The organism is Algoriphagus terrigena DSM 22685 (genome assembly GCF_000429445.1).
GTDB classification, from domain to species: Bacteria; Bacteroidota; Bacteroidia; order Cytophagales; family Cyclobacteriaceae; genus Algoriphagus; species Algoriphagus terrigena.
The window spans coordinates 47,030-67,778 of the sequence record NZ_AUBW01000005.1; the positions used below are offsets into that span (position 1 = coordinate 47,030).

General features: G+C 41.0%; 15 protein-coding genes. 4 read left to right on the forward strand and 11 right to left on the reverse strand.

Annotated elements, in window-relative coordinates; all coding sequences use genetic code 11:
- Window positions 1–62: 62 nt before the first annotated feature.
- The 5 genes from G459_RS28800 to G459_RS26785 all read right to left on the reverse strand — a co-directional run bounded on the left by G459_RS28800 (window position 63) and on the right by G459_RS26785 (window position 7,907).
- Window positions 63–3,227, reverse strand: a complete 3,165-nt coding sequence (locus G459_RS28800) for an AAA family ATPase (RefSeq protein WP_051315062.1) — start codon at window positions 3,225–3,227, stop codon at window positions 63–65.
- A complete protein-coding gene (locus G459_RS0104300; protein ID WP_026966535.1) occupies window positions 3,217–3,774 on the reverse strand; it encodes an ABC-three component system middle component 1 in 558 nt (185 codons plus the stop codon). The genes G459_RS28800 and G459_RS0104300 overlap by 11 nt, the downstream gene beginning before the upstream one ends.
- Window positions 3,752–5,089 carry an ABC-three component system protein gene (locus G459_RS0104305; protein WP_026966536.1) on the reverse strand — a complete coding sequence of 446 codons (1,338 nt, stop codon included), beginning with the start codon at window positions 5,087–5,089 and terminating at the stop codon, window positions 3,752–3,754. Before G459_RS0104305 ends, G459_RS0104300 begins: the two co-directional genes overlap by 23 nt.
- Window positions 5,082–6,152: a ComEC/Rec2 family competence protein gene (locus G459_RS0104310; protein ID WP_026966537.1), complete on the reverse strand. Its 1,071-nt coding sequence runs from the start codon at window positions 6,150–6,152 to the stop codon at window positions 5,082–5,084. The genes G459_RS0104305 and G459_RS0104310 overlap by 8 nt, the downstream gene beginning before the upstream one ends.
- Window positions 6,153–7,001: 849 nt before the next feature.
- Window positions 7,002–7,907, reverse strand: a complete 906-nt coding sequence (locus G459_RS26785; protein ID WP_051315064.1) for an ArdC family protein — start codon at window positions 7,905–7,907, stop codon at window positions 7,002–7,004.
- 830 nt (window positions 7,908–8,737) lie between these two features.
- On the opposite strand from G459_RS26785, the gene G459_RS0104345 reads away from it, so the two are divergent.
- Entirely contained in the window at window positions 8,738–9,304 is a 567-nt protein-coding gene (locus G459_RS0104345; RefSeq protein WP_026966542.1) for a DUF6933 domain-containing protein, read from the forward strand.
- Between the two features lie 313 nt (window positions 9,305–9,617).
- On the opposite strand, the gene G459_RS0104350 is transcribed toward G459_RS0104345, so the two are convergent.
- From G459_RS0104350 to G459_RS0104360, 3 genes are read right to left on the reverse strand one after another with little or no spacing between them, the layout of a single operon-like run.
- On the reverse strand, window positions 9,618–10,850 hold the full coding sequence (locus G459_RS0104350; protein WP_026966543.1) for a PDDEXK-like family protein: 1,233 nt from the start codon (window positions 10,848–10,850) through the stop codon (window positions 9,618–9,620).
- A 55-nt stretch (window positions 10,851–10,905) separates the two neighbouring features.
- A complete protein-coding gene (locus tag G459_RS0104355) occupies window positions 10,906–11,553 on the reverse strand; it encodes an FtsZ/tubulin family protein (RefSeq protein WP_026966544.1) in 648 nt (215 codons plus the stop codon).
- Window positions 11,550–12,515, reverse strand: a complete 966-nt coding sequence (locus G459_RS0104360) for a hypothetical protein (protein WP_157373274.1) — start codon at window positions 12,513–12,515, stop codon at window positions 11,550–11,552. Before G459_RS0104360 ends, G459_RS0104355 begins: the two co-directional genes overlap by 4 nt.
- A 122-nt stretch (window positions 12,516–12,637) precedes the next feature.
- On the opposite strand from G459_RS0104360, the gene G459_RS0104365 reads away from it, so the two are divergent.
- Window positions 12,638–13,546, forward strand: coding sequence for a helix-turn-helix transcriptional regulator (locus tag G459_RS0104365; protein ID WP_084454354.1), 909 nt, complete (start codon window positions 12,638–12,640; stop codon window positions 13,544–13,546).
- Complete coding sequence (locus G459_RS0104370; protein ID WP_026966547.1) at window positions 13,543–14,073, forward strand: hypothetical protein; 531 nt, start codon at window positions 13,543–13,545, stop codon at window positions 14,071–14,073. The genes G459_RS0104365 and G459_RS0104370 overlap by 4 nt, the downstream gene beginning before the upstream one ends.
- Window positions 14,074–14,358: 285 nt before the next feature.
- Here the strand turns inward: G459_RS0104370 and G459_RS28805 are convergent, their stop codons facing one another.
- The 3 genes from G459_RS28805 to G459_RS28810 form a co-directional block, all read right to left on the reverse strand.
- Entirely contained in the window at window positions 14,359–15,132 is a 774-nt protein-coding gene (locus tag G459_RS28805) for an HNH endonuclease (protein WP_026966548.1), read from the reverse strand.
- Between the two features lie 8 nt (window positions 15,133–15,140).
- Window positions 15,141–17,144, reverse strand: a complete 2,004-nt coding sequence (locus tag G459_RS0104380; protein WP_026966549.1) for a nuclease-related domain-containing DEAD/DEAH box helicase — start codon at window positions 17,142–17,144, stop codon at window positions 15,141–15,143.
- Between the two features lie 66 nt (window positions 17,145–17,210).
- A complete protein-coding gene (locus G459_RS28810) occupies window positions 17,211–18,461 on the reverse strand; it encodes a DUF6161 domain-containing protein (protein ID WP_051315065.1) in 1,251 nt (416 codons plus the stop codon).
- 328 nt (window positions 18,462–18,789) lie between these two features.
- On the opposite strand from G459_RS28810, the gene G459_RS0104395 reads away from it, so the two are divergent.
- On the forward strand, window positions 18,790–20,748 hold the full coding sequence (locus G459_RS0104395; protein WP_026966550.1) for a site-specific DNA-methyltransferase: 1,959 nt from the start codon (window positions 18,790–18,792) through the stop codon (window positions 20,746–20,748).
- Window position 20,749 lies beyond the last annotated feature (1 nt).

A 20,749-nucleotide genomic window follows, 5' to 3' on the forward strand; every position in this document is an offset into this window, starting at 1 on the left:
TCGGGACACTACCTTCTGGACAGTTTAATTTCCCCTGGCCTTGGAACGGGTCGGACATTATCCTAATTTAATTCTTCCCGCTTCACCTTACCAAAAGTCTCTAGTTCTATGAATTTGGAATCAAAGAGATTTGTCGGTATTTTTTTCTGTAACAAATTATGGAAATTATCATCGTGTGTTGACAGAATAATTTGTTTCTTATTATTGTAGACCAGGCTTCGGAGCAAATCGATAGTAGATAAAATATTAATACTGTCCATGCTCTGGATCGGATCGTCGATAAAAATACAGTCCACGTACTTGCCACTCTTATCGGTTACGTTTAGCGCTTTGGCTAAAAATATGCTCAGGCTGAGAATATTCAACTGGGCGGTACTGAAATAGAGGTTCGGGATGAGCATTTCTTCTCCGGTACCTCCAACTACGCAAACATTGAGCTTGGGCTTATCGTCCTTAAAATCACACAGGAAGCGGATTTTGCGGTAAGTTGGATGCGGATCGATCTTTTCGTACAGGTCGTTGATCAGGTCCTGGTAGAAGAATGAACTGATCTCTTTGTCCAGGTGTGCTGCTACTTTATTCTTTTCGGTGTTTAGCCGTTTTCTGACGGTATCTTTCAGAAATCCGAGCTGTTCCCTGAGATCCCGCTCTTCCCGTACGGACATCTGATATTTCAAATATGGCAATACTGCTTTGAGCTGCTCTTTTAGCACCTGGAGATCTAGCTGTGTCCTTTGGTCTTTTTCGATATCGCTTTTCAGGCGTCTGTCGAATTCCAGAAGAAAATCTTTTGCAGTATTTGGTTCATCTGGAAAGTAACTGAATTCCCTAATTAGGAAGGATTCGAAGGAACTGATGGCTTCTTCAGCCTGGTTTAAAGATTTTCTTGCCTGTCGCACCTGTGCGTCCACGTCTTCCCGGTTCATGCCAATGATGGGTGCAGAGGTTTCTGCTACCATTAGAGCTTTTTCTGCTCGCTGTTTTTCCAGATCATCTTTTGCATGGTCGAGTTTTGTTGAAAAGGCTTCTAACTCTTCCGGGTCTGGAGTTCCTAGCTCTAGGTTTTTTAGGGAATATTCCAGTACACGGAGATAGTCCTGCCGCTCGGCCAATTCTTCCTGGCGGCTTACAAAGAGCTCGATCTGTTTTTTTGTGGTTTCGAATTTTTCTCTGGCCAGGTCTGCCTTGGCTTTAGCCTCAATCGTATTTTCCTTGGCTGTTGTCAGTTCTTTTTCCTGTTGTCCGATTTGGCGATCTAATTCGGACAGGTACTCTGCGTATGTGTTATTGTTTAAAAGTCCTTTAAAATCAAGCTTGGTCTGGTTGATCTCCGCAAGAGCTCTATCGATAGTTTCCAAGTCTCTTTTCATCGAAGACTCTTCGGCAAGCTGTTTTTTCAGTTTATCGTCAAAGCCGTCCAATTCATTCCTGAAATCAGCTTCCATTTCTTGACGCAGCTGATTGATCGTTTCGAGCGTCTGGTTTTGCTGCTGCTGAAGAATGGTACGCTGTTCCAGCATTATCTGGAGGTCTTTAGCTAGCAGTGTATTTCCGGCAATGTTGCTGGCTAGATCAGAATAAGTTTTGAAATCATGGTTGCACAACGGGCATTCGCTGGTCTGGGTTCTGTTAACGATCTGTGATCCCAAGGCTACCAGTCTTTCAATTTCACTGTTGAATTCTTCCCTGCTTTGGATCTGCGTGTCCAGGTTGATGAGTTGTGCGCGGATTTGATCGTTTCGTTTCTGCTCTTGTTCGGCTTTTTCAATACGTTCTACAAAACTGGCGTATTGTTGATCCGCGGTATTTGGGTATTTTCCGATGGAAAGGCCGGTTAAATTATCCTCGACACGTTTAATGTGTTGCTGCGTGGTAACGATTTTTTGACCGATCTCCGTTAACTTGTCCTGCTCATCGCTTTTTTGGTTGAACAGCTTAGTTTCCTCTGACTGATCCTGTTTTACTTTTTGCTCGATAGACTGGGCATCTTTTTTTCGGTTCAGAGTCGCGGAAATCTGGTTCAGTTTATTGTTTTCCGCTTCTGCAGCCTTTAGGATTGCATTATTCGCTTCAGCAAGCGAAGCCTCAGCCTTATCACGTTGATCCGCTGCATTTCGGGCATTGGTTTTTTCTGCATCAATTTCTTTTTGGGTCTGGACGTATCCAGGAAAAATGCGCTGGATTTCCTTTACTTCTGCCTGGCTCTTCTGGATTTCTGCGACCTGATCAAGCAGGACGTTCAGCTCGTCATTCAATTTGCTCAAGTCGTCGAAACTATTCAGTCGGGATTTGTAGGTTTCGTATAGTTTTCGCACTTCGGGCATTCTTGCCTGCTGGGCCTCGTATTGGTTCAGGCCTAATACCTCTTCGTTACCTTGAAAAGCAAGTTTTATCACATTCAGGACGCCGTTATTTTTGTTGAGCTGGAAGACTAGGGCATGCTGTAATTCGATCAACTGGCTATCATAGTGCACAAAATCTTTATCGCTAAAGTCAGAATCGATCAGCGTTAGCTCACTATAAATGCTTCTAAGGCCGGTGATTTTATCGTTGACCTTTTTCAGGATTTCATGGTCGCCGTTGAACTGGATTTCTTTTTGGACACCTTTAAGATCTGTGGTTAACTGCTTTATCTTCGCATCTGTGGTTTTGATCAGGCTGACTATCGAAGTATAGTACTTATCGAGTTGCTGGTTGCCAAAATAGCTAATAAAGGTTTTGTAACGTTCTGCTGCATCATCTTCTTTTAAAAATGCATCAATCCATTCCTGGGAAAGGATAACTTTCTGGAAAAAATCGTTTTCTGTTTCCTTGCTGTCGAACTTATAATCGACCATACCACTCCGGGGTATGGGGATGTTGCGGACGGTTGGTTTATCAGAATTTGTGGTAAAGAGCTTTACATATCCTTGGGTGGCATCGTCGGCATTGTGGTTGCGCAGAATCTGGTACTTGCTTTTGTGCTCAGGGCTACCTTCCTCGCTGTTAATGTTCTTTTGAGACTTGCTGCTTTCTTGGTTGAATTTCTGCTTTCTCAGGAAACGGTGGATATTGCTGGTATATCCCCATTCTACCGCGTCGTAAAAAGAGGTCTTACCGAATCCGTTTGGAGCATAGATGGAAATGAAGTCCGCATTGCGCTGGTTATTCAGCTGAAAATCAAATGTTCCGTCTTCGGCTTTATCATAAGCACGGAAGGCCTGTATCTCGACTTTTTTAAATTTCATCCTTAAAGCTCCTTTCTATTTTTTTTAGCAGGTCATCATAATCAATCGCTTTTTTCTTTTTATCATCACCGTCAGCGAGAATCTTGTTAAGCACTGCAGTGATTGCCTGATCCTGTACAAATGGACTCGGCGCCGGCTGCGGGGTATTGATGGTGAGGCTGGAATTAGTGATATGGTTAGAAATAATTTCCTCCATTTTTCCGCGATCAAGCGCTCCATTAAATTCTTCTATCACGATCTTCCTGCTGGAGATCGGATCATTTTCTATCCGGTATTTTAATCCTTTCTCCATCTTTTGCTTGCTCAGGTAAAAAAGATAAAGGTTCCAGCGCTCAAAATCAGTTTCGATTTTGGTCTGGTAATATAATGCGACAGCATTGGAAATTTCTTCCCATAGCAACTGGATCAGTTCGTCCGATTCAAACCGGACGAATACCGTTGTTACCCATCCACCATATTCAATCCGGTGGAATTCAACTGTTGCCCCTGGGAAAAGGTCTTTTAATATCTCTATCGCTTTATTTCTAAGGATTAAATACTGCTCCATATTCTAGTTTTAATTTATCTAGGTATTCCTGGTCGGTTTCCAGCGCACTGTACTCGTCATGTTTTCTACTGATGGATTTTCCTTTGAAATAATCCATGTGTACGAACTTGTAGTGATCGAAGGGAAAGATCTTTCCATCGTTAATCTTTAGTTTGTGTCTTTCTCTTGTTTTTCTAGCGCTGGCGATCAGGGGAATGTTACCATCAATAATATACTGATCATCTCTTGCTGGCGGTTTACGGGTAGAAATTACTACCGTTCCCTCATCTGCGAGCCCCAGATAGTCGGAATAGGCGATATTGGAGAGTTCGCTGCTCCAGTCTTTATCCGAATCGGAGTGTAACAGGCGGACGGTATTGAACAAGTCTTCCAGATCCTTCTCCGCTATTATCCTGTCTTGAATGATTTGCATGACTGTTATGAATTCCAGCCAGATTTTCCAGATTTCCTTGCCCTGAAGGATTTCTTCTTTTTGCTCTGCTATCAGCAGCCTTTTTGCAAATTGTTTTTTGATTATGTGTGGCGCTGCCCCGCTTTGGGTAACTGATCTCGCCTTATCTAGCAGAAAAGCTTTTATGCCCGCGATATTGTCTTGCGAAAACCCGGCATCCAGATCGAAAGCCTCGTCCATCAGGAAGGAGAAACAGCTTAGGTGTGCTGGTAACAGCTGGCAAAGTGTATCAGGATTTTGATCAATGATTTCATCGAAGGATGTTAGGGGGAAAAATTCTGCTCTGCCCATGTTTTCTCCAAATGCCCTGGCCATATTGGTTTCAATGCCTGCAATCATTACGTTATTTTGGTGAAGAATAAGTACGGGACCACCGGACTGTCCAGTCACTTCCTCCTGATTGGCGTTCCCTGCTAAGGTAAATTCTCTGGCGTTGTCATTGTGGCCCATGATCTGCGTAATTGCATCTGAACGGAACCAAAGACTTTTGTTGGCTAAATTCGCTTGTCTTCTGGTGGCGGGGTATCCTAATAAAGCATAACCTGCGTTCATTTGCTCATTAAGTTCGTCGCTACGGTAAATTGAGCTGACTCCTTGAATGCGAGGTACGGTGATGATGGCGATATCCAGCTGGGGATGAGGAAAATAGTTTTGACCGAGCGCCAGAGGCTGGAAAGGTATTTCTCTTGCTGTCCAGCTCGCACCGTTTTGTTCAAACCGGGTGAGCATGTTCAGCTGATCGCCCTCATCTAACAGATTGTGCTTTGCGGTAAGGATATAGCTATAGCCGATATCCATTGGCTGAAAGATGCACCCACTGCCGTTATTGACGATCACCACATATGGTCTAAGCTGATCACTCATATATATTGATGTCGTTTGCGTCAAAAAACTGGAATTTATTATAATCTATCCTGTCCTGTGGATTAAAAATTAGACCGGTCAGCTCAGGATAATTGAAATATATCCTGGATTCCGGGTTATTCTCGATGATCCTCGCCAAAAGCACTTTGTCCGGATGACCGTGGCTAAGGCCATGGGCACTGATCACGTACCTATCGGTAGCAATTGCTCTGAGGAGTTCTGAACTCGTGTTCGCTTTACTTCCGTGATGTGAGATCTTGACAAATTTTACCGGTAGGGGATTACTTTTGTTGTATCCCAGTTCATTCAACTGTTTGAGCACAACTCCTGGATGACTGTCCCCTAAAAAGAGATATTTGTCCTGATTTTTGTACGTCAGAATAAATGCGATGGAGCTCCCATTGGCGACACGGTCATCTTCTTCAAAAGTGTCTTTTGCAAGGCATTCTTTTAGAGTTTCTGAGTAGCCTGCATATTTGGCTGAGGTATTGTAATTGGGATCTTCTTTCTTCCAGAGTGTTAACAATTTGGTCATTTTATCTATGTCAGGTGAGAGAAACTCAAATTTGAGCTCACCTAATTCTATACTCTTGCCTCCAAAAATTACAATTCCATCGATCAGGTTATTTTCCTCTAGCCATTTGTTGAAGGTTGCTCCCTGGGGAATACTGGTTTTATAATCCGCTTTGATGTGTAACGAGATCTCAAGCTCTGGATTTTCCGCCATCGCCAAGTGCGCCGCGATGATCTTGCCAGAGTTGAACCAGACCTTACCAATAACTTCGTGAGCACGGGAATCGTCTTGGATCCAGGAGAGGATTCCATCGATGTGGTCATCATCCACGTGAGTCAATATCAAAAGGTCGATTTTTAAATCATGACATCGCAGCTCCTGAACCAATAAATGAAGTTCACCGTATTCTGGCTTGCCTTTTTTGCCTTTGCGTAGGTAGGTTTGCGATGGCCCCCCGTCAATTAGAATGTTTCTACGGACACCGTCCTTATCTCTATAAGAGATTAGAATAGCGTCCCCGTTAAATGCTTTGAGAAATTTTACGTTCAATTTTGTGAAATATTTTTGATACAAACTCCAAATTAACAAGGGTTCCAAATGTGGCTAGTCACATTCTAAATCCTAAGTTAACGATATGTTTGAAAAACATTTTAATGTAAAAGTAAATCAGTTTTTTATCTCACTAAATGAATGATAAAAGGACGAATGTGAATAATGTCTCAATAAAACACTGGTTCAGTCAGCCTTGCTAATTCAATTGAAACTAAATCCCACCATTTTAAGACTCCGAAAAGAATCCTGATTATTAAATAATTAGACCTCTGTTTCAATAAAAAAATCAAAACATCTTTGTGCTTTTATATAAATATACATTTACATTTTTAAATGCAACAACTTTGAATTAGGATCGTAAATTCTTATAATGAAATCTTGAATGCTTGACTATGTGGAATACAATTAAATTTTTAGGAACCCTTTTCATCAGCTTCATTGCGATGATCGGGGCGCTGGGAGCGGAAAATCCATTCCTACTTTTTGCTGTCGCCTGGGGGATATGGATCATTTATATCATCAGCTTGCGATCAAAAAGAAAAAAAGAACCGGACAAAGAGCGACTGATTCGAGAAATTCTGGATAAACTCTAAAAGCCAAAAAGGAATTTCAGTGACGCAAAAGATCCCAAAAGGAAAAAGCAGAATGATGCAACACTGACCAACCGAAACCCCATTCTGGAAAGGAATGGCTTTTTCAAGTGTGCGTCTTGGACCAGTGAAAGAATAAATCCAGTTCCCAGAAATAGGGCAACGATCAGAAGAGAATTCAACATGTTAACTCAAACGGTTAGAACTAAATATGAGTTAAGAAAAAAAATACAACAATCCCAGAAGAAATAGGGGATTACTCCTCCCCTTCTTGGTCAATTCCAAGGATGTAATTGGCTGCTTGGTGAGCCTTTTGAGCAGCATAGATCAGCATTTTTGGATCTTCCTGCAGTGGCTTAAACCATCCTTTCAGATAGGCCAAGGAGTTTTTGAAATTTGCATCCTTGATTCCGGCAAGAGCATTCAAAAAACTGGCTCCCATTTCGGCGATCAATTCCTCTTTTGAATATTCCACAGAACCAAAACCAACCAAAGCCGGTCTTTCTGCAAATCTTCCTAATCTGCTGGAGTGGCCAGTAGAGTGGATCATTTCATGGAATAGGACTGAATAATATTGCTCGTCTCCTTTGAAGGATTCCATATTCGGCATATTGATAAAATCTCTGGAAGGGCTGTAAAATGCATCGTCACCTTCATGAACAATATTCGGACAGGTGGTGTAACCTGAAATGATGGATTCGCAAGTTTCGATTGGGGAAAAAACCCTTTCCCCGGCACCTTCAATGGGAAAATCGATACCTTCAATTTGGTCGATATTAAAAACCGTCCAGATAAATGGAGTAAACTTCCTTCCATAGAGATCCTCGTCTTCTCCAGCTTCGTTTGTGCTTTGCCCTTTGACAAATTTTGAGATCTTCCAGAACACGACTTTTGACCCTTTTTCGCCTTTTTTGACGTTTCCTCTAAGCTGCTTTGCTTGTTTGAAGGTCAGGAAGTAGGGATGGCTGAATTTCTTGGATATCGTCACCCAAGCAAGCCAGAGTGCATTAAAACCCAAGTACGGGCGATTTGAGGCATAATTCTTAGGTGCATTTTTAGGATTCCAGACTTGTTCCCAAGTAAGGTTTTCATTTTGGATACCTTCGATGATTTCATTGGTAACAGTTTCCGCTAATTGGTTGAAATTTTCCCAAGCTTTCATAGATGTAGAGTTTTAAAGTGTGACGGAAAAGGATTGATAAAGAGATTATTTAGTTGTCTATCAGCCACATAAAGCCCAGCTATATCCAAGGATATTAGGAAGATCGACCCGACACTAAATCCAAGATTTTTCCCGAGTACAAGGGGTAATTTTTTGGAAGTGAAGGGCGATATGTGGGCATGAAGTGACATTTTTTTTTTATCCACTGGTATTGAGGTTCTGACCGACATGCAACCCATAGGGTGTGGTTCTGCAAAGGGCAAAAGCCTGGGATAAAAAACTGGGAGGCAGTCCGAAGGAGACCCTGTTTTTTAGCTCAGGGCGAAGCGTACTTTTGACTAATGCAGGTTCACACTCAACCTTTGCATCGTCGTTTCATACACTTGAGACCGGGGGATTTAGAAGGAAAAAATGGAACGGAGCGCTCACCGACCGAAACGGACAAAAATCTCGATGTGCTCGGAAGAAAAGTCGGAAAAAGGCTTGCCCCCCAAAAAGGAGGCTCAGGCTACGGCTTCACGAAACGGCCTTCCCGAGTCCCAGGCTTGCCGGGACTCTGGAGAAGGGTAAGTGGAGTGAAGCGGTAGCCGTGGGGAGTGAAAGCCCTTTCCTGGAGTGGAGAGAAAAGAGCTGTCATTTGAAAAATGGCGCGAATGAATCGGAACGAAAGGAGTGGGCGAAACGGGGGAAAAAGGCTTAAGGATAGAAGCGGAAATCCCTTCTTACCCAAAAAAAGAAAGATTGACAGCGGATAGCCTGGCCGAAGGAAAGCCCAAAAAAACCGATAACCTTCCAAAATTTCACATCTTTACAACTTAGACCTTTTTGCCATGTCAACAGCCATCTATGTCAGCAAAAAGCTGGAAAAACTGATCAAAAAGTACATCACTAATACTGGTTCGGCTGAAAACATAGGAATCTTGGGAAAATGGAACGCTACGGTCTTTTTTACCAATCGGAGGAAAAACTGGCTGCTTTACAATCCAAAATCTCACTATTCCTTGATTTTGGAAAACCTCTCCGCGAAAGACTTGCCGAACATTCGGGAAGTTATTGCCGAAGAGTTCCAACTCCAGCTAACAGTGGATGGTATCGATGCAACTCAAGCGCAAGTCAACTGGCTTTTGGATGAAATCAACTTCCTGCCCACAGATGCTGATCGGAGCGCAACTGCTCATATCAACCAGCTCTTGTTTATCATAGAGTTTCATCAACATACTGATTACTACAAGAGCCTCGCCGAAATCAACCTAGATCTAAACGACAGGATTTTCAGCTTGGACGGCTCATCAAAATACACTCGACTCACAAAACCAAGAGAGGAGATGGAAAAAATTCTAAACCTCTATCTAGCTTCAAAACAGGACAGGCCCACTGATCCAAGCCAGTTGAATTGATTATTAAAAAACATTTTTATATAAAAGTATCATTAAATAAATACACTTTTCTTTTGCCGTTTGGACAAAATTTCATAAACCACGAAAAGGAGTGGGCGAAACGGATGGATGCAGCTTAAGAATGGAATGGGAAATCCATTTTGAAAACCTAAAGGGAGGATCTAAAATAAATATCAAGGGGATTCTAAACCCACTTGGTAAGGTTCGAATCTTGCATTACAATATCTCAAATTCGTTGATTCAAGTAGGTACACTACCCAACAGCATCTAATTTCCCAGGTAAAAACAAATATTCTAACCATACTTTGAGATCTTATTTCCGGAAAGGTCGGGCCATTTCTTTTTGGACCTCTTTATAAGCATTAGCGATAGCCTTTACCCATCCAGCCACTTCTTCTGCAAATTCCTTACTCCGAAATTTCTCCCATGATTCAAACGAAAGCTGTGGTTCATTTTTAAGCAGTTTTACTTCAGAAATCCAAAACCAATTGTGGTAAGCCTCTCCGACTTGAAGATATTTTCCAACACTTAAATTGCCTACCAACGTTTCATAAAATCTATTTCTAACTTCTATAGGCACCACTAAAGGGGATATATTTAAATCCACGTGCATACCTATGGCAACAGTACCGCTGCTTAACCAGTACAATCGAATTCTTTCTGTACGACTTCCCTTTATCCAGAATGATATTTCAGCATCCGACTTTGGGATATTTTTTCCACTAAAATCAATATCAAAGTGATCTTCAAAGTCGGAAATACCTTTTAACGATTTTACAAGTTCTTCTCCAAACTGCTGGTAAAGCTTGTATTCAGTTGATTTTAAAGAATTAAATGCCTTAAAGGACTCTGAATTTCTTGTAATTTGTTTTATTATTTCGTCACTCATCTGATCGTCTGGGTTTTGGTTAGTAAGTCTTTTGATATTGGCGATGTACTGCGTTAATGTTTCCCGGATAATGGGTTGATCGATTGAAGCTAACCGACACGTCTCGATCCATTTATGGATATGTTCCCTGAAGGAAACTTTCTCATACACTTTAAAATCAACATAATACTGACTCTCATCTCCCACAAGAGTCAAAAAACACACTTTTGATTCGCTTGATTTAAAGTTGTTTTTCAGGTAGTTGTAATAGCGATGAAGTTGCTTTTGTTGCTCCACAGCATAAATTTTTAATTCAATAGCAATACCAATATTTTTGTATGGATTTGAGATCAATAAGTCGATTCTTCCCCCTTCAATATTTTCCCAATCTCTTTTGCCTACATGCTTCTCTATCTCAACAGTGAAGCCATCAGTGTCTTCTTTGATTCCGATGGCTTCAAAGAATAGTTTCAGAAATTTATCTCCTTGAAAATGTCCAGCTTTAGGATTTATTAGATAACCTATCAATCGAGTGTGAAAACGAGCTTCATCGCTTTCTAAATCCAGTGCATGGATAAAACTGAACCCGTTACCTGAAACCCGAAGGTTCTTTTCATAATTCTGAACTACCAAACCAACTCGGTTCAATAAACTTTCTGCAGCTAAAAATTCATTCATCGTATTAAGATTAGTTGTAAGATGCTTTTAATTACTATTAACTCCAAAGAAAACATCAAATCTCATTTAACTCCGAGACTATCCACTCATCTGCCTTTTCATAAGCACTCCTAAGAGCGAGATTCCCATATCGATGGCGTATTTCATCCAAGCAGTGGGAAGTGGGTTCACGGCGATTATCAGCCAAAACATAGATAGCTTGATCCGCATTTTTGCGACTGTATATTCCTTCAAAGTAAAAGGGCATGGTGGCAAGCCATTCCAATCCCTGCGTATGGGTTCGATAATGGAGGCCAAGGGACTGAAAAAGCAAGGTGCCGGTCGCTCTTCCCAAGCCTGCAAGGAATACCAACTCCCCTTCCAAAGTCCTGAGATGCGTCTCGATGTCTTGGGGAATTGGAAGAATAGGCAAAGGTTCCTTCTTCAGAAAACGCACATGTTCATAAGGCTCATAGAGGTATTCTGGAGGGATGAACCGGAAAAACTTCGCGTGAACATTCACTTGACTTGGTAATTCACCATCTATCAGCGTAAAAGAATCAAAATTTAGCTTCTCCCCGTCTTTTGCCACCGATCGGCATGCAGCCGTTCCCAAGGCAATCAGATGCCGTGAATGGGCGGGGGATGAAGCTGGGATTGCCGCCATGGCCAAAGGCGTCGCTGCGAAGACCGGAAACGTTTTGAGAAAGGTTCGTCTTTTCATTGGATGATTGATTGATGGGTGATGGCTGTAAACTTCCATCCACCCCGGAAATCGAGCTGGATGAAATTGGGTTGGATGGGTACTTTTTGGGTCGTTCTTGGATGCTGCCTGAATACCGGAAGAAAGAAATCTATGGCGGCACGTTGGAGTTGTACATTGCTGAGTCTTTTGTAAAAAATATAGGCCAGGAAGTAATCCATCGCATTGAGAGTTAATTTGACCTGTGTGCCAAGCATTTTAGATCCCATTTCCTCCAGAGCCTGTGTAACCCTTTGGAGTTCGATCGCCAGTAAGATGTGGATAGGCTCATCTTTGGAAAAGAATACCAGCTCCTCTTTTCGCAGATAGTCTTGCTCCATTAATCCCTGTAGTTCTACTGGCACATAACTCTTCCTGATTCGGTCCAAGTGACTTTCTTGCTGGCTCCACAGAAACTGGAACATGAGCCGGGTCCTTACGAAATCACAATCTCCAAAACAATCCAGGAAGCTAATTATCAAGCTTCCCCGCGCATCTGAGGGGCTGATTTCGAGTTGGGAGATATCGAGCTTTTTCCGCTCCCTGAGAAATTTTTGTACCCGTTGCCCTTCCCTGCATAAATTGGATTCCAAGAAGAAGTCATGGAAAAAATCAGTCAACACGACCTTTGGGAAAACAAGATAGGATTCCTGAAAAGCCTGAACCTGAGCCTTTGAAGAAGGTGCATTGTTATCCCAATTTTCCCATAGAATGATGGATTCACTTTGCCAGTCCAGCAGCTCCAGTAGATCAGTCAGGATTTCCCTTGCTTTTTGCCTTTTCCCGTACCCAATCAGGTGGATAAAGTGCACCTCCTCCCGGGACTGGATACCCAGCCAAAAGGGTTGCAGCAGATCCATCACCTCATCGATGAAAAGCAGCCATGAAGGGTGAAGTTTTTTCAATGCCTTTCGGGCCATGGAGAATTGAATCATATCATTCATACCTCCAAAGAAATTCGGCACCTCTGCCAAAAGCCGCCCGAGCTAAAAGTTTTTTCTATCTTCCTACCCTCAGCCATCTTTTGGCAAACCCTCGCGCTTTCTTTGAAGAAGAATTTTCTGCTATGAGCAAACTCACTTCCCTATATCGACAACTGGAAATCATCAAACTCGCCAAAAAAGGCCCGTTTGAATGGGACGAATTGGAACGCCATCTAGAACGGAGATCTGTTGGCAGTGACCTCAATCTCCTTATCTCCAAACGGACGCTCAACCGAGACTTAAAGGAAATCCAACAGCTGTTTGGCTTGGTGATCGAGTTTGACTTCAAACCCGCCAAATACACGCTGAAGGAAGAAGAAAGCTCAGAGGACCACATGGAACTTCTGGAGTCCTTTGAAACCATTCAGGCGTTTGGTCGAGCTAATAAACTGAGTGGCAGTGTGTTTTTTGAAAAGCGCTTGGCCCGAGGCACGGAGTACCTCAGACCTATTCTGGATGCGATTGAAAATCAGGAAGCGATTCAGATCGAGTATGAGAAGTTCTGGCTTTGGGAAACGGAAACCCGGCAGCTGCGGCCCATTGCACTCAAAGAATACCTGCATCGTTGGTATGTGATGGCCTGGAATGAAAAGGATGAACTCCGATTCTATGGGCTTGACCGGATCAAGACTTTGATGCCTATCTCGGGAAAAGTAAAACTTCCCAAATCACCTGACCTCGAATGCCGCTTTCTGGAAACCATTGGCATCATCAACGATCCCAACGAACCGGTAGAAACTGTCATCCTCACATTCACTGAATTCAAGGGCCGCTATATCCAATCCATGCCCCTCCATCCAACTCAGGAAATACTTGTTAATGATGGAAATACCCTAAAAATTAGACTTCGGGTAAAAATCAACTACGAACTGATCTCCGTGATACTTTCCCATGGAGACGAAGTCAAAGTAGAAGAACCAGAGCGGTTAAGGGAGATGGTAAGGAAGAAGGCAGAGAATTTTGTCAAACAAAAATTACAATTTTCAAGATGAACAAATCAATCAAAATCAATCCGGAATTATTGTTCCAAACTATTCAAGGAGTTGCCAGGTCGATAGAAAACGAGCTTGCTTCAATCAATGAAACAGGAATTTTCTTTGTTCCTGAACTTCATTTGGCATTCGAGGTAGGAAAAAAAATCTACATACACCGAAAAGAAATTTTTGGAACCAATGAACTGAAATGGGTCAGAGAAAAAAACCTTGGCAATGGCGGACCATGTGACCTAATCTTTGAAAATGATTCTGAATCGGTTGTTTTTGAGTTTAAAATAGCTGACACCTGGAATTCCTATGAAAAAGACATCAAAAAACTTCAGTCACTGCCAAACGAGGATTCGCATAGCTATCATAAATTCTTTGTGGCTGTCGTCGATCAATTTAGAGAAAAGCAGGATGGAAGGATTGATTACTTGAAAAGTTTTGATCAACTCCATTTAAGAATGGAATCCTTTGAAGTAGGATATTCAGGTTACCAAGGAAATATCAACTGTGTGTTGGCGCTCTATCGGGTTAATTGAGACCAAATCCAATCAATTAATCATTTCTGAAGACAACCAATACAAAATTGGTCAAATTTCAGAGCTCTTTTCTACATGATTTCTAATTAAACTTTTCAGCTATTTCGAAACAAAAGATCAGTTGAAACCTCGACTGAATACGAGATTATTAAAAAGTTCCGGTGTCTTAAGATACAATTTTTCAAGTGATTTTACAAGAGTTAAACAATTGCCGGTAGAATTTTGAATAAATAATAGGTTGATTATCAACACTGTTTAAAATACAGACCCTAGTAAGTCACGTAATTACCTATAATCCAAATACTCCACCATAGGCCAATGATATTTATCCTCAGGAAGGTTCATCTTCTTTTCATGCAGTGAACTTGTTAATGCTCGATCCATTTTACTGTAGGGCTTCATTTCTTCATCAGGATCTAAGTACGATATTTTGTACTCATTATTCACCGAGAGAATTCCTGTATCATAAAGCAAATGATGATTGGCGCAGAGAAGTATTCCATTTCTCACATCAATTCTCTCTTTACTACTACATGCAACCCAAGGCTTTATATGTGATGCTTGAAGTAGCCCTGGCCATGATATTTTGCAGAATGCACATTTCCCAGCATACGCTTTCATTACAGCCCTCCTGAATACAAGTTGAGCTATTCCGCGAGATTTAACTTTTACATAGACTTCGCTACTATTTTCTGGATATTCCAAGAGTTTCTCAACCAAAGAATGACTTGACTCTCCTCCTCTGGCAAATTCAAACGGGTTCTCATGTAACAACCAATTCCATCCATATACCTTCTTCTCTCCCTCTTCGATAGAATCCACTCCATAATAGTAAAACCCTGCGCCAACTCCACCTTTGTAATTTCTCACAAGTATTGTCAAAGGAGGCAAATTTTCCGAATTGCAATATTCTTGAATCAACCCCAACACAGGACCAAGCTTCCTATGATATACTCCAATTAGCCTCCCAAGCTCAGTATATGTATAAATTCGCCTTTCATTGACGGCAACTAATAGTGCATCCCAAGCGAGGCAGGCCCGCTGTTCTTGATTAACCATGGTCGTATTTATTGAAATTGATGAATATGCTTGGTGAAAAATGAATCAAATGCCTGGTTTCCAAAATTGACAACAAATAAATTTTTCCGACATCTGGTGATGGCAGTATAAATTAATTCCTCTGAGTTAAAACCTTCATCACTTTCTGATGCGGGATCTATTGATTCTTCATTCAAGCCGCTAGATTCTTCGTCGTTTGTGATCAATAAAATTAGTGTATCCACCTCCCATCCTTTAAAACTGTGGACTGTAGAAAGTTTCAATAAACCACGATTATCCCAGTAATTAAATTTCTTGCTTCTTCGCACCTTGTAGATGTCATTTTTAACCAATTTGACATTTTTCAGAATCTTTTCTTCTTCGTCATTTATAGATTCACCTTCTTTCATTTTCTTTCGAATGGCCTTGTAATCCTTTTTGAATTGTTCATTCGAAAGCTTTCTGTTTTTTAGAATCTCAAGGTAGGTTTCTTGCGATTCAAACATGGTATTTGTCTTCTGACTCGATGTCGTGGAAATATGTTCATCTATAAGTCTGAGAGGTTCAACTGATGCCGATTGAATGCAAATATCATTGTCATGTAAACCGTATTTCTTGGCTACTTTTCTATAGATTCTGAATATTTCATCAGCGCTAAATGCCTGAAAATTATGATAGCCAATCTCCGACTGATCAAACAAATCACCTTGAGTCAGTATTTCATCAAATTCATACCTCCCATCGAAGAAGTGTTTCTGAAATAGTTCTGCAAGCCGTCCAATTTTATTAGAAACTCTATACGATTTTTTCAATAGATTCCATTGACCGCCGATTTTAGTGAAAGGTTTCTTCTCTTGATCATCGAATACTCTTTGGTAGATATTCTGCTTTTCATCTCCATAGGCGACATATTCACTACTCTCAGCATTTAAAAAGTATTTGAGAACTAACTCCACCCAAGGCTTTTGATAATCTTGAATTTCATCTACGAGGATGGTGTCATATTGATCAATTGCATCCTTTACTATTTCAAAGAATGAAGTATTCTCCCATGAGTCGAAGGATAAAATTGGGCGGCTATGGTTATTGGCCATGTTGGAAAAAAACTGATGGTAATGGATGATGTGAAAATATTTCCAATCAAATCCTTCTCTCACTTCACTGATCTTATCTCGAATATAATTCCGAAGGGTGATATTGAAAGTCAGAATTAAAACGTTTCCACCATGCCTTAAATGGGCATTTACTGCCCTTTTAGCAAGGCATAACGTCTTACCGCTTCCAGCTACACCTTTTACTTTTTGCCATGATCCAGCCCTTGATTCGATGATCTTTTCTTGTTCCTTAGAATAGGTTATTCTAATTCCCTGTTCCGAAGTATGGGTTGAGGGTGAAAAACATCTTTTGAAACTCTCGTACAATTCCTGATCAAAAAGATAGGACTTCTTCGACACCCATCTTTTCTCCATTATTGATTGGATGTTACCCTCTGTAAAAGTGTTTATACCCAACAGATCAAAGTATGACAAGTATCCTAAGTACTTATTCCAGTGCTGAGAGTCTCTTTCATCTTTTTGAAACTTGGTCTTGACAAAATCATTTAATTCCTGAGTAGAAGCATTGTGAAAATAGACTACACAATTTACGATATTGAGCATCTTGAAATTCTGAATCTGCTTTTCCAACAAGCCTTCTACATGTAGGTTAAACAAATTCTCTTTGTAATTGAGCACTTGTTTGACTGGAGATTTTATCGGGTGTCGATCTCTACCTCCGACATTCACATGCCAATTTCTTTTTTCATCAATCGTATAATGCCTCAAATCCCAATCTTTGACCTCAACGATAATCACACCTCCTCCTTTTCGCATTACGACTATGTCAGGAATATCACCATTGATGAAGGGTTGGAAAAACACTTCATATTCATCAGACAACGCTTTTCCCAAAACATCAAGCGCATGCAGCTCGCCTTCAGTCGGTTTTTGCCGTAACTTCTTGATCGTTTCTAAATTTGGATAAAATACTGCCATAAGTAATCTTTTGGGGTATATTTCACTCCGACATATACATCGGATTTTCCTTTAATTACAAATCCCTTAACCTTTACCTCCCGAACGAAAAACTGAATCTATCAAACCCGGCATGGTCGGTGATGAATCGTCCTTCAGCAAGCCTGTATCCGCCCGGCTAAACAGAGATTGAAGTACCAGCTGCCGGTCTTTCTCGTCTATCTTTTTGTCATTCACCAAAGACAAATACACATAGGTAAGCTGATGCCGCTCTTCGGCATCTCGTTTTAGATGGTAGGTGCTATAAGCAAGTTTTGACAGGGTCTTGATACCAAATGCCAGAAAGGAGATAAAAGTGACATAGACAATCGTCCACTTGATTGCACTGGCCTCACCCTTAAAAATATTTAGAAGCATCCCATCTGGAATCTGCCATAGCAAAATAAAAAGTGATACTGCTCCTATTCCAATCAACGTGTAAAGAAGCTTCAAATAACTCTTCCCCTCAACGCCTAATTCATCAGCTCTATCTTTCCAATACTTTGCTGGCTCTTTAAGAAAAAATATTTCATTATAAGTTTTTTCAAGTTCCTTTCTTCTTGTATCCATTGAATCTGACAAACCCCTAAACTCCTTCGTGGACTTATCAAACCATTCTTTAAAAAGGTCTTCCTTATTTTTTTTCAGTTCATCGATTTGAGTTGAAAATTCATCTGACTTCGTCTTTGATTTAGCCAGATGATCTAATAATACTTTTTGAGATTGATCAATTGCATCCTCTATTTGTAGGGACAATTTTGATAAAGTTCCTTTCTCAGCGGGAGGTCTGGAAATCTTGGATCCTCCGTCTAATGAGAATTCATAAGCCTTAAGTGCTCCTGCAAACCCTTGCTTATCCTTTGGAATTTCCTGACCTGTAAAATAATAAAATGCCCCCTGTAACATTCCGGGAAAGATCTTGTTGAGTTCAACCAGAAACTTGGTCTCAGGACTGTCAAAGTTCAAAAGATTTCCAATTTCCCTTTGGTATCTATTTCCAACGCTCGGCCAGGAATGCGCTAATTGGTTCTTGGTAGAATGGTTATTTCTGACAAATTCCAGAAGTTCCTTTTTTAAGCCCGAAAAATAATCTTTGGACCAGTTGAGAACACTGGGCAATTCTTTCCCAATAGAATTGAAACCTTTAATTTGCTTCTCAACAAATTCAAAAATTGATAACAACCCCTTCTTTTTGACTGTCCCCAAGGAACATCGGAATGGGAAAGAATATTCCACATTTTCATACCAATCCTTTGATGGGGATGCAAGTACAAACTCTCTAATGTCTTTAATTTCCATAATGGACTGGTTTGATTGAATAGTTATATGCCGTCGAAAAAACATTAAAGGACAAGAACTTCATTCCAGCCTCTCCCGACAACCCCGCCCCCGCCCAGCACCAACTTGTCCTTGAGGGCTAATTCCAAAATCTTCTCAAATAGATTGTCCTGATCCGGTGGCATTCAAAAATTGAGCTTATGAAAAATGTATTTCATGCTAATTATAAGAATTTTTACATCTCTCTTCCAACGAATTCCCTAATTTTCATAGAAATGGCTTTTCCTGCTTCACGGGTTTTCTATATATTCCCCTTCCAAACCCCTGTTCCGAATAACCCCAATATCCGATGTCTGACAAACTCGACCTTCAAAGTCCCGATCTGGTCAACCAAAATATAGAGAAACTTGCCGCACTTTTTCCTAACTGTGTCACCGAAGATCCTGAAGGCAAGTCAATCGACTTCGACCTGCTTCGTCAAGAGCTAAACCATCAAGTAGTAGAGGGAACAAAAGAGCGCTATCGCCTGGAGTGGCCGGGAAAAAAGGAAGCCATCGTCACTGCCAACCTACCCACTACCAAAACCCTCCGACCGGTACGGGAAGACTCGGTGGACTTCGATACGACAGAGAACCTCTATATCGAGGGAGACAACCTGGAAGTTCTCAAACTGTTGCAGGAATCCTACCTGGGCAAGATCAAAATGATCTACATAGATCCACCCTACAATACAGGAAAAGACTTTGTCTATAAGGATAATTTCTCAAAAGATGCTCAGGAGGAACTACTCGAAAGTGGGCAAAAAGATGAATACAACCAACGCTTAGTGGCTAATCCTGAAACTTCAGGGAGATATCATTCTGATTGGCTAAGTATGATGTATCCAAGGTTAAAGCTGGCAAGAAATTTATTGACTGAGGATGGGTATTTTACTATAAGTATAGATGATTCTGAGTATTCAAATTTAAAATCTCTTCTCGATCAGATATACGGCGAAATCAATTACATCGGAACTTTGGTGTTTGACAAAAACAGGAAAAATGATGCTCGATATTTTTCAATTGGCCATGAATACATGATTGTTTATGCAAGACAAAAAAGTAAACTGGATGAAAAAGGAACAATACTAAGAGAGGAAAAAGAAGGGATAGACGATGCAAAAACTTTTTTTAGAAATCTCAGAGATAAACATTTAGATAATTGGCATGAAATTGAAAAAGAATGGAGGCAGTATTTCAGGAAACTTGACAAAAACTCTGAGGCAAAAAAAATCGGAAGATATTCAAAAATCGAAAGTGAAAGAGGTCCATTCAGAGACGACGGAAATATTTCATGGCCCGGTGGAAATGGACCAAAGTATGAGGTCATTCACCCTTTAACAAAGAAAAAATGTAAAATACCTGATGGCGGTTGGAGATATTCAAAGCCTGAGAAGTTTTGGGAAGAAGTAGAGAATGGAAATGTAGGCTTTGGGCCAGATGAATTAACCCTACCTCGTCAAATCAGATATCTATTTGAAGGAGACGGACAGGTGATGACTTCAGTATCTTTTAGTTATGCCCAAACAGCCACTATGGACTTATTCTCACTAATGGGCTCAAAAGTTTTTGAAAACCCAAAGAACTACAAAGATTTAAAGCGAATATTCAAATATTGTAACTTAAAAGATGATGATATAGTCTTGGATTTTTTTTCTGGCTCTGCAACCTCTGCGCACGCATTGTTGGATTTGAATTCTTTTGACAACGGAAACAGGAAATATATTCAAGTTCAATTACCTGAACTATTAGATGAAAAAAGTGATACCTACAAAGCTGGCTATAAAACCATTTGTGATATAGGTAAGGAACGAATCAGACGAGCAGCCAAGAAAATCAAGGAAGAAACAGAAGCAGATATCGATTATGGATTCCGGGTATATCGCCTTGATAAGAGTAATATGCAAGATGTGTACTACCGCCCTCAAGATGTACAGCAGGGTACCTTGGATATGTTTGCGGACCATATCAAGCCTGATCGTACTGCCGATGACCTCTTGGTCCAAGTGATGTTGGACTGGGGCCTTCCGCTATCCCTGAAGATCGAGCAGAAATCGGTGGCCGGAAAGAAGGTCTTCCAAGTCGCAGGAAACTCCCTGATGGCCTGCTTCGACTCGGGTATCGATGAGGCCTTTGCGAAGGAAATCGCCACGGACAAACCCCTGCGAATCGTCTTCCGCGATGCCTCCTTCCGCAGCGACACCGCCAAGGAAAACGTCAAACAACTACTCAAACAACTCAGTCCGGAAACGGAGATGAAGGTTATCTGAT

Coding starts and splice junctions, on each gene's coding strand:
- G459_RS0104345 (WP_026966542.1), top strand. CDS start 8,738: ATGTCAACAGCCATCTATGTCAGCAAAAAGCTGGAAAAACTGATCAAA.
- G459_RS0104350 (WP_026966543.1), bottom strand. CDS start 10,850: ATGAATGAATTTTTAGCTGCAGAAAGTTTATTGAACCGAGTTGGTTTG.
- G459_RS0104360 (WP_157373274.1), bottom strand. CDS start 12,515: ATGAATGATATGATTCAATTCTCCATGGCCCGAAAGGCATTGAAAAAA.
- G459_RS0104365 (WP_084454354.1), top strand. CDS start 12,638: ATGAGCAAACTCACTTCCCTATATCGACAACTGGAAATCATCAAACTC.
- G459_RS0104380 (WP_026966549.1), bottom strand. CDS start 17,144: ATGGCAGTATTTTATCCAAATTTAGAAACGATCAAGAAGTTACGGCAA.
- G459_RS0104355 (WP_026966544.1), bottom strand. CDS start 11,553: ATGAAAAGACGAACCTTTCTCAAAACGTTTCCGGTCTTCGCAGCGACG.
- G459_RS0104370 (WP_026966547.1), top strand. CDS start 13,543: ATGAACAAATCAATCAAAATCAATCCGGAATTATTGTTCCAAACTATT.
- G459_RS0104395 (WP_026966550.1), top strand. CDS start 18,790: ATGTCTGACAAACTCGACCTTCAAAGTCCCGATCTGGTCAACCAAAAT.
- G459_RS28805 (WP_026966548.1), bottom strand. CDS start 15,132: ATGGTTAATCAAGAACAGCGGGCCTGCCTCGCTTGGGATGCACTATTA.
- G459_RS26785 (WP_051315064.1), bottom strand. CDS start 7,907: ATGAAAGCTTGGGAAAATTTCAACCAATTAGCGGAAACTGTTACCAAT.
- G459_RS0104305 (WP_026966536.1), bottom strand. CDS start 5,089: ATGAGTGATCAGCTTAGACCATATGTGGTGATCGTCAATAACGGCAGT.
- G459_RS28810 (WP_051315065.1), bottom strand. CDS start 18,461: ATGGAAATTAAAGACATTAGAGAGTTTGTACTTGCATCCCCATCAAAG.
- G459_RS28800 (WP_051315062.1), bottom strand. CDS start 3,227: ATGAAATTTAAAAAAGTCGAGATACAGGCCTTCCGTGCTTATGATAAA.
- G459_RS0104300 (WP_026966535.1), bottom strand. CDS start 3,774: ATGGAGCAGTATTTAATCCTTAGAAATAAAGCGATAGAGATATTAAAA.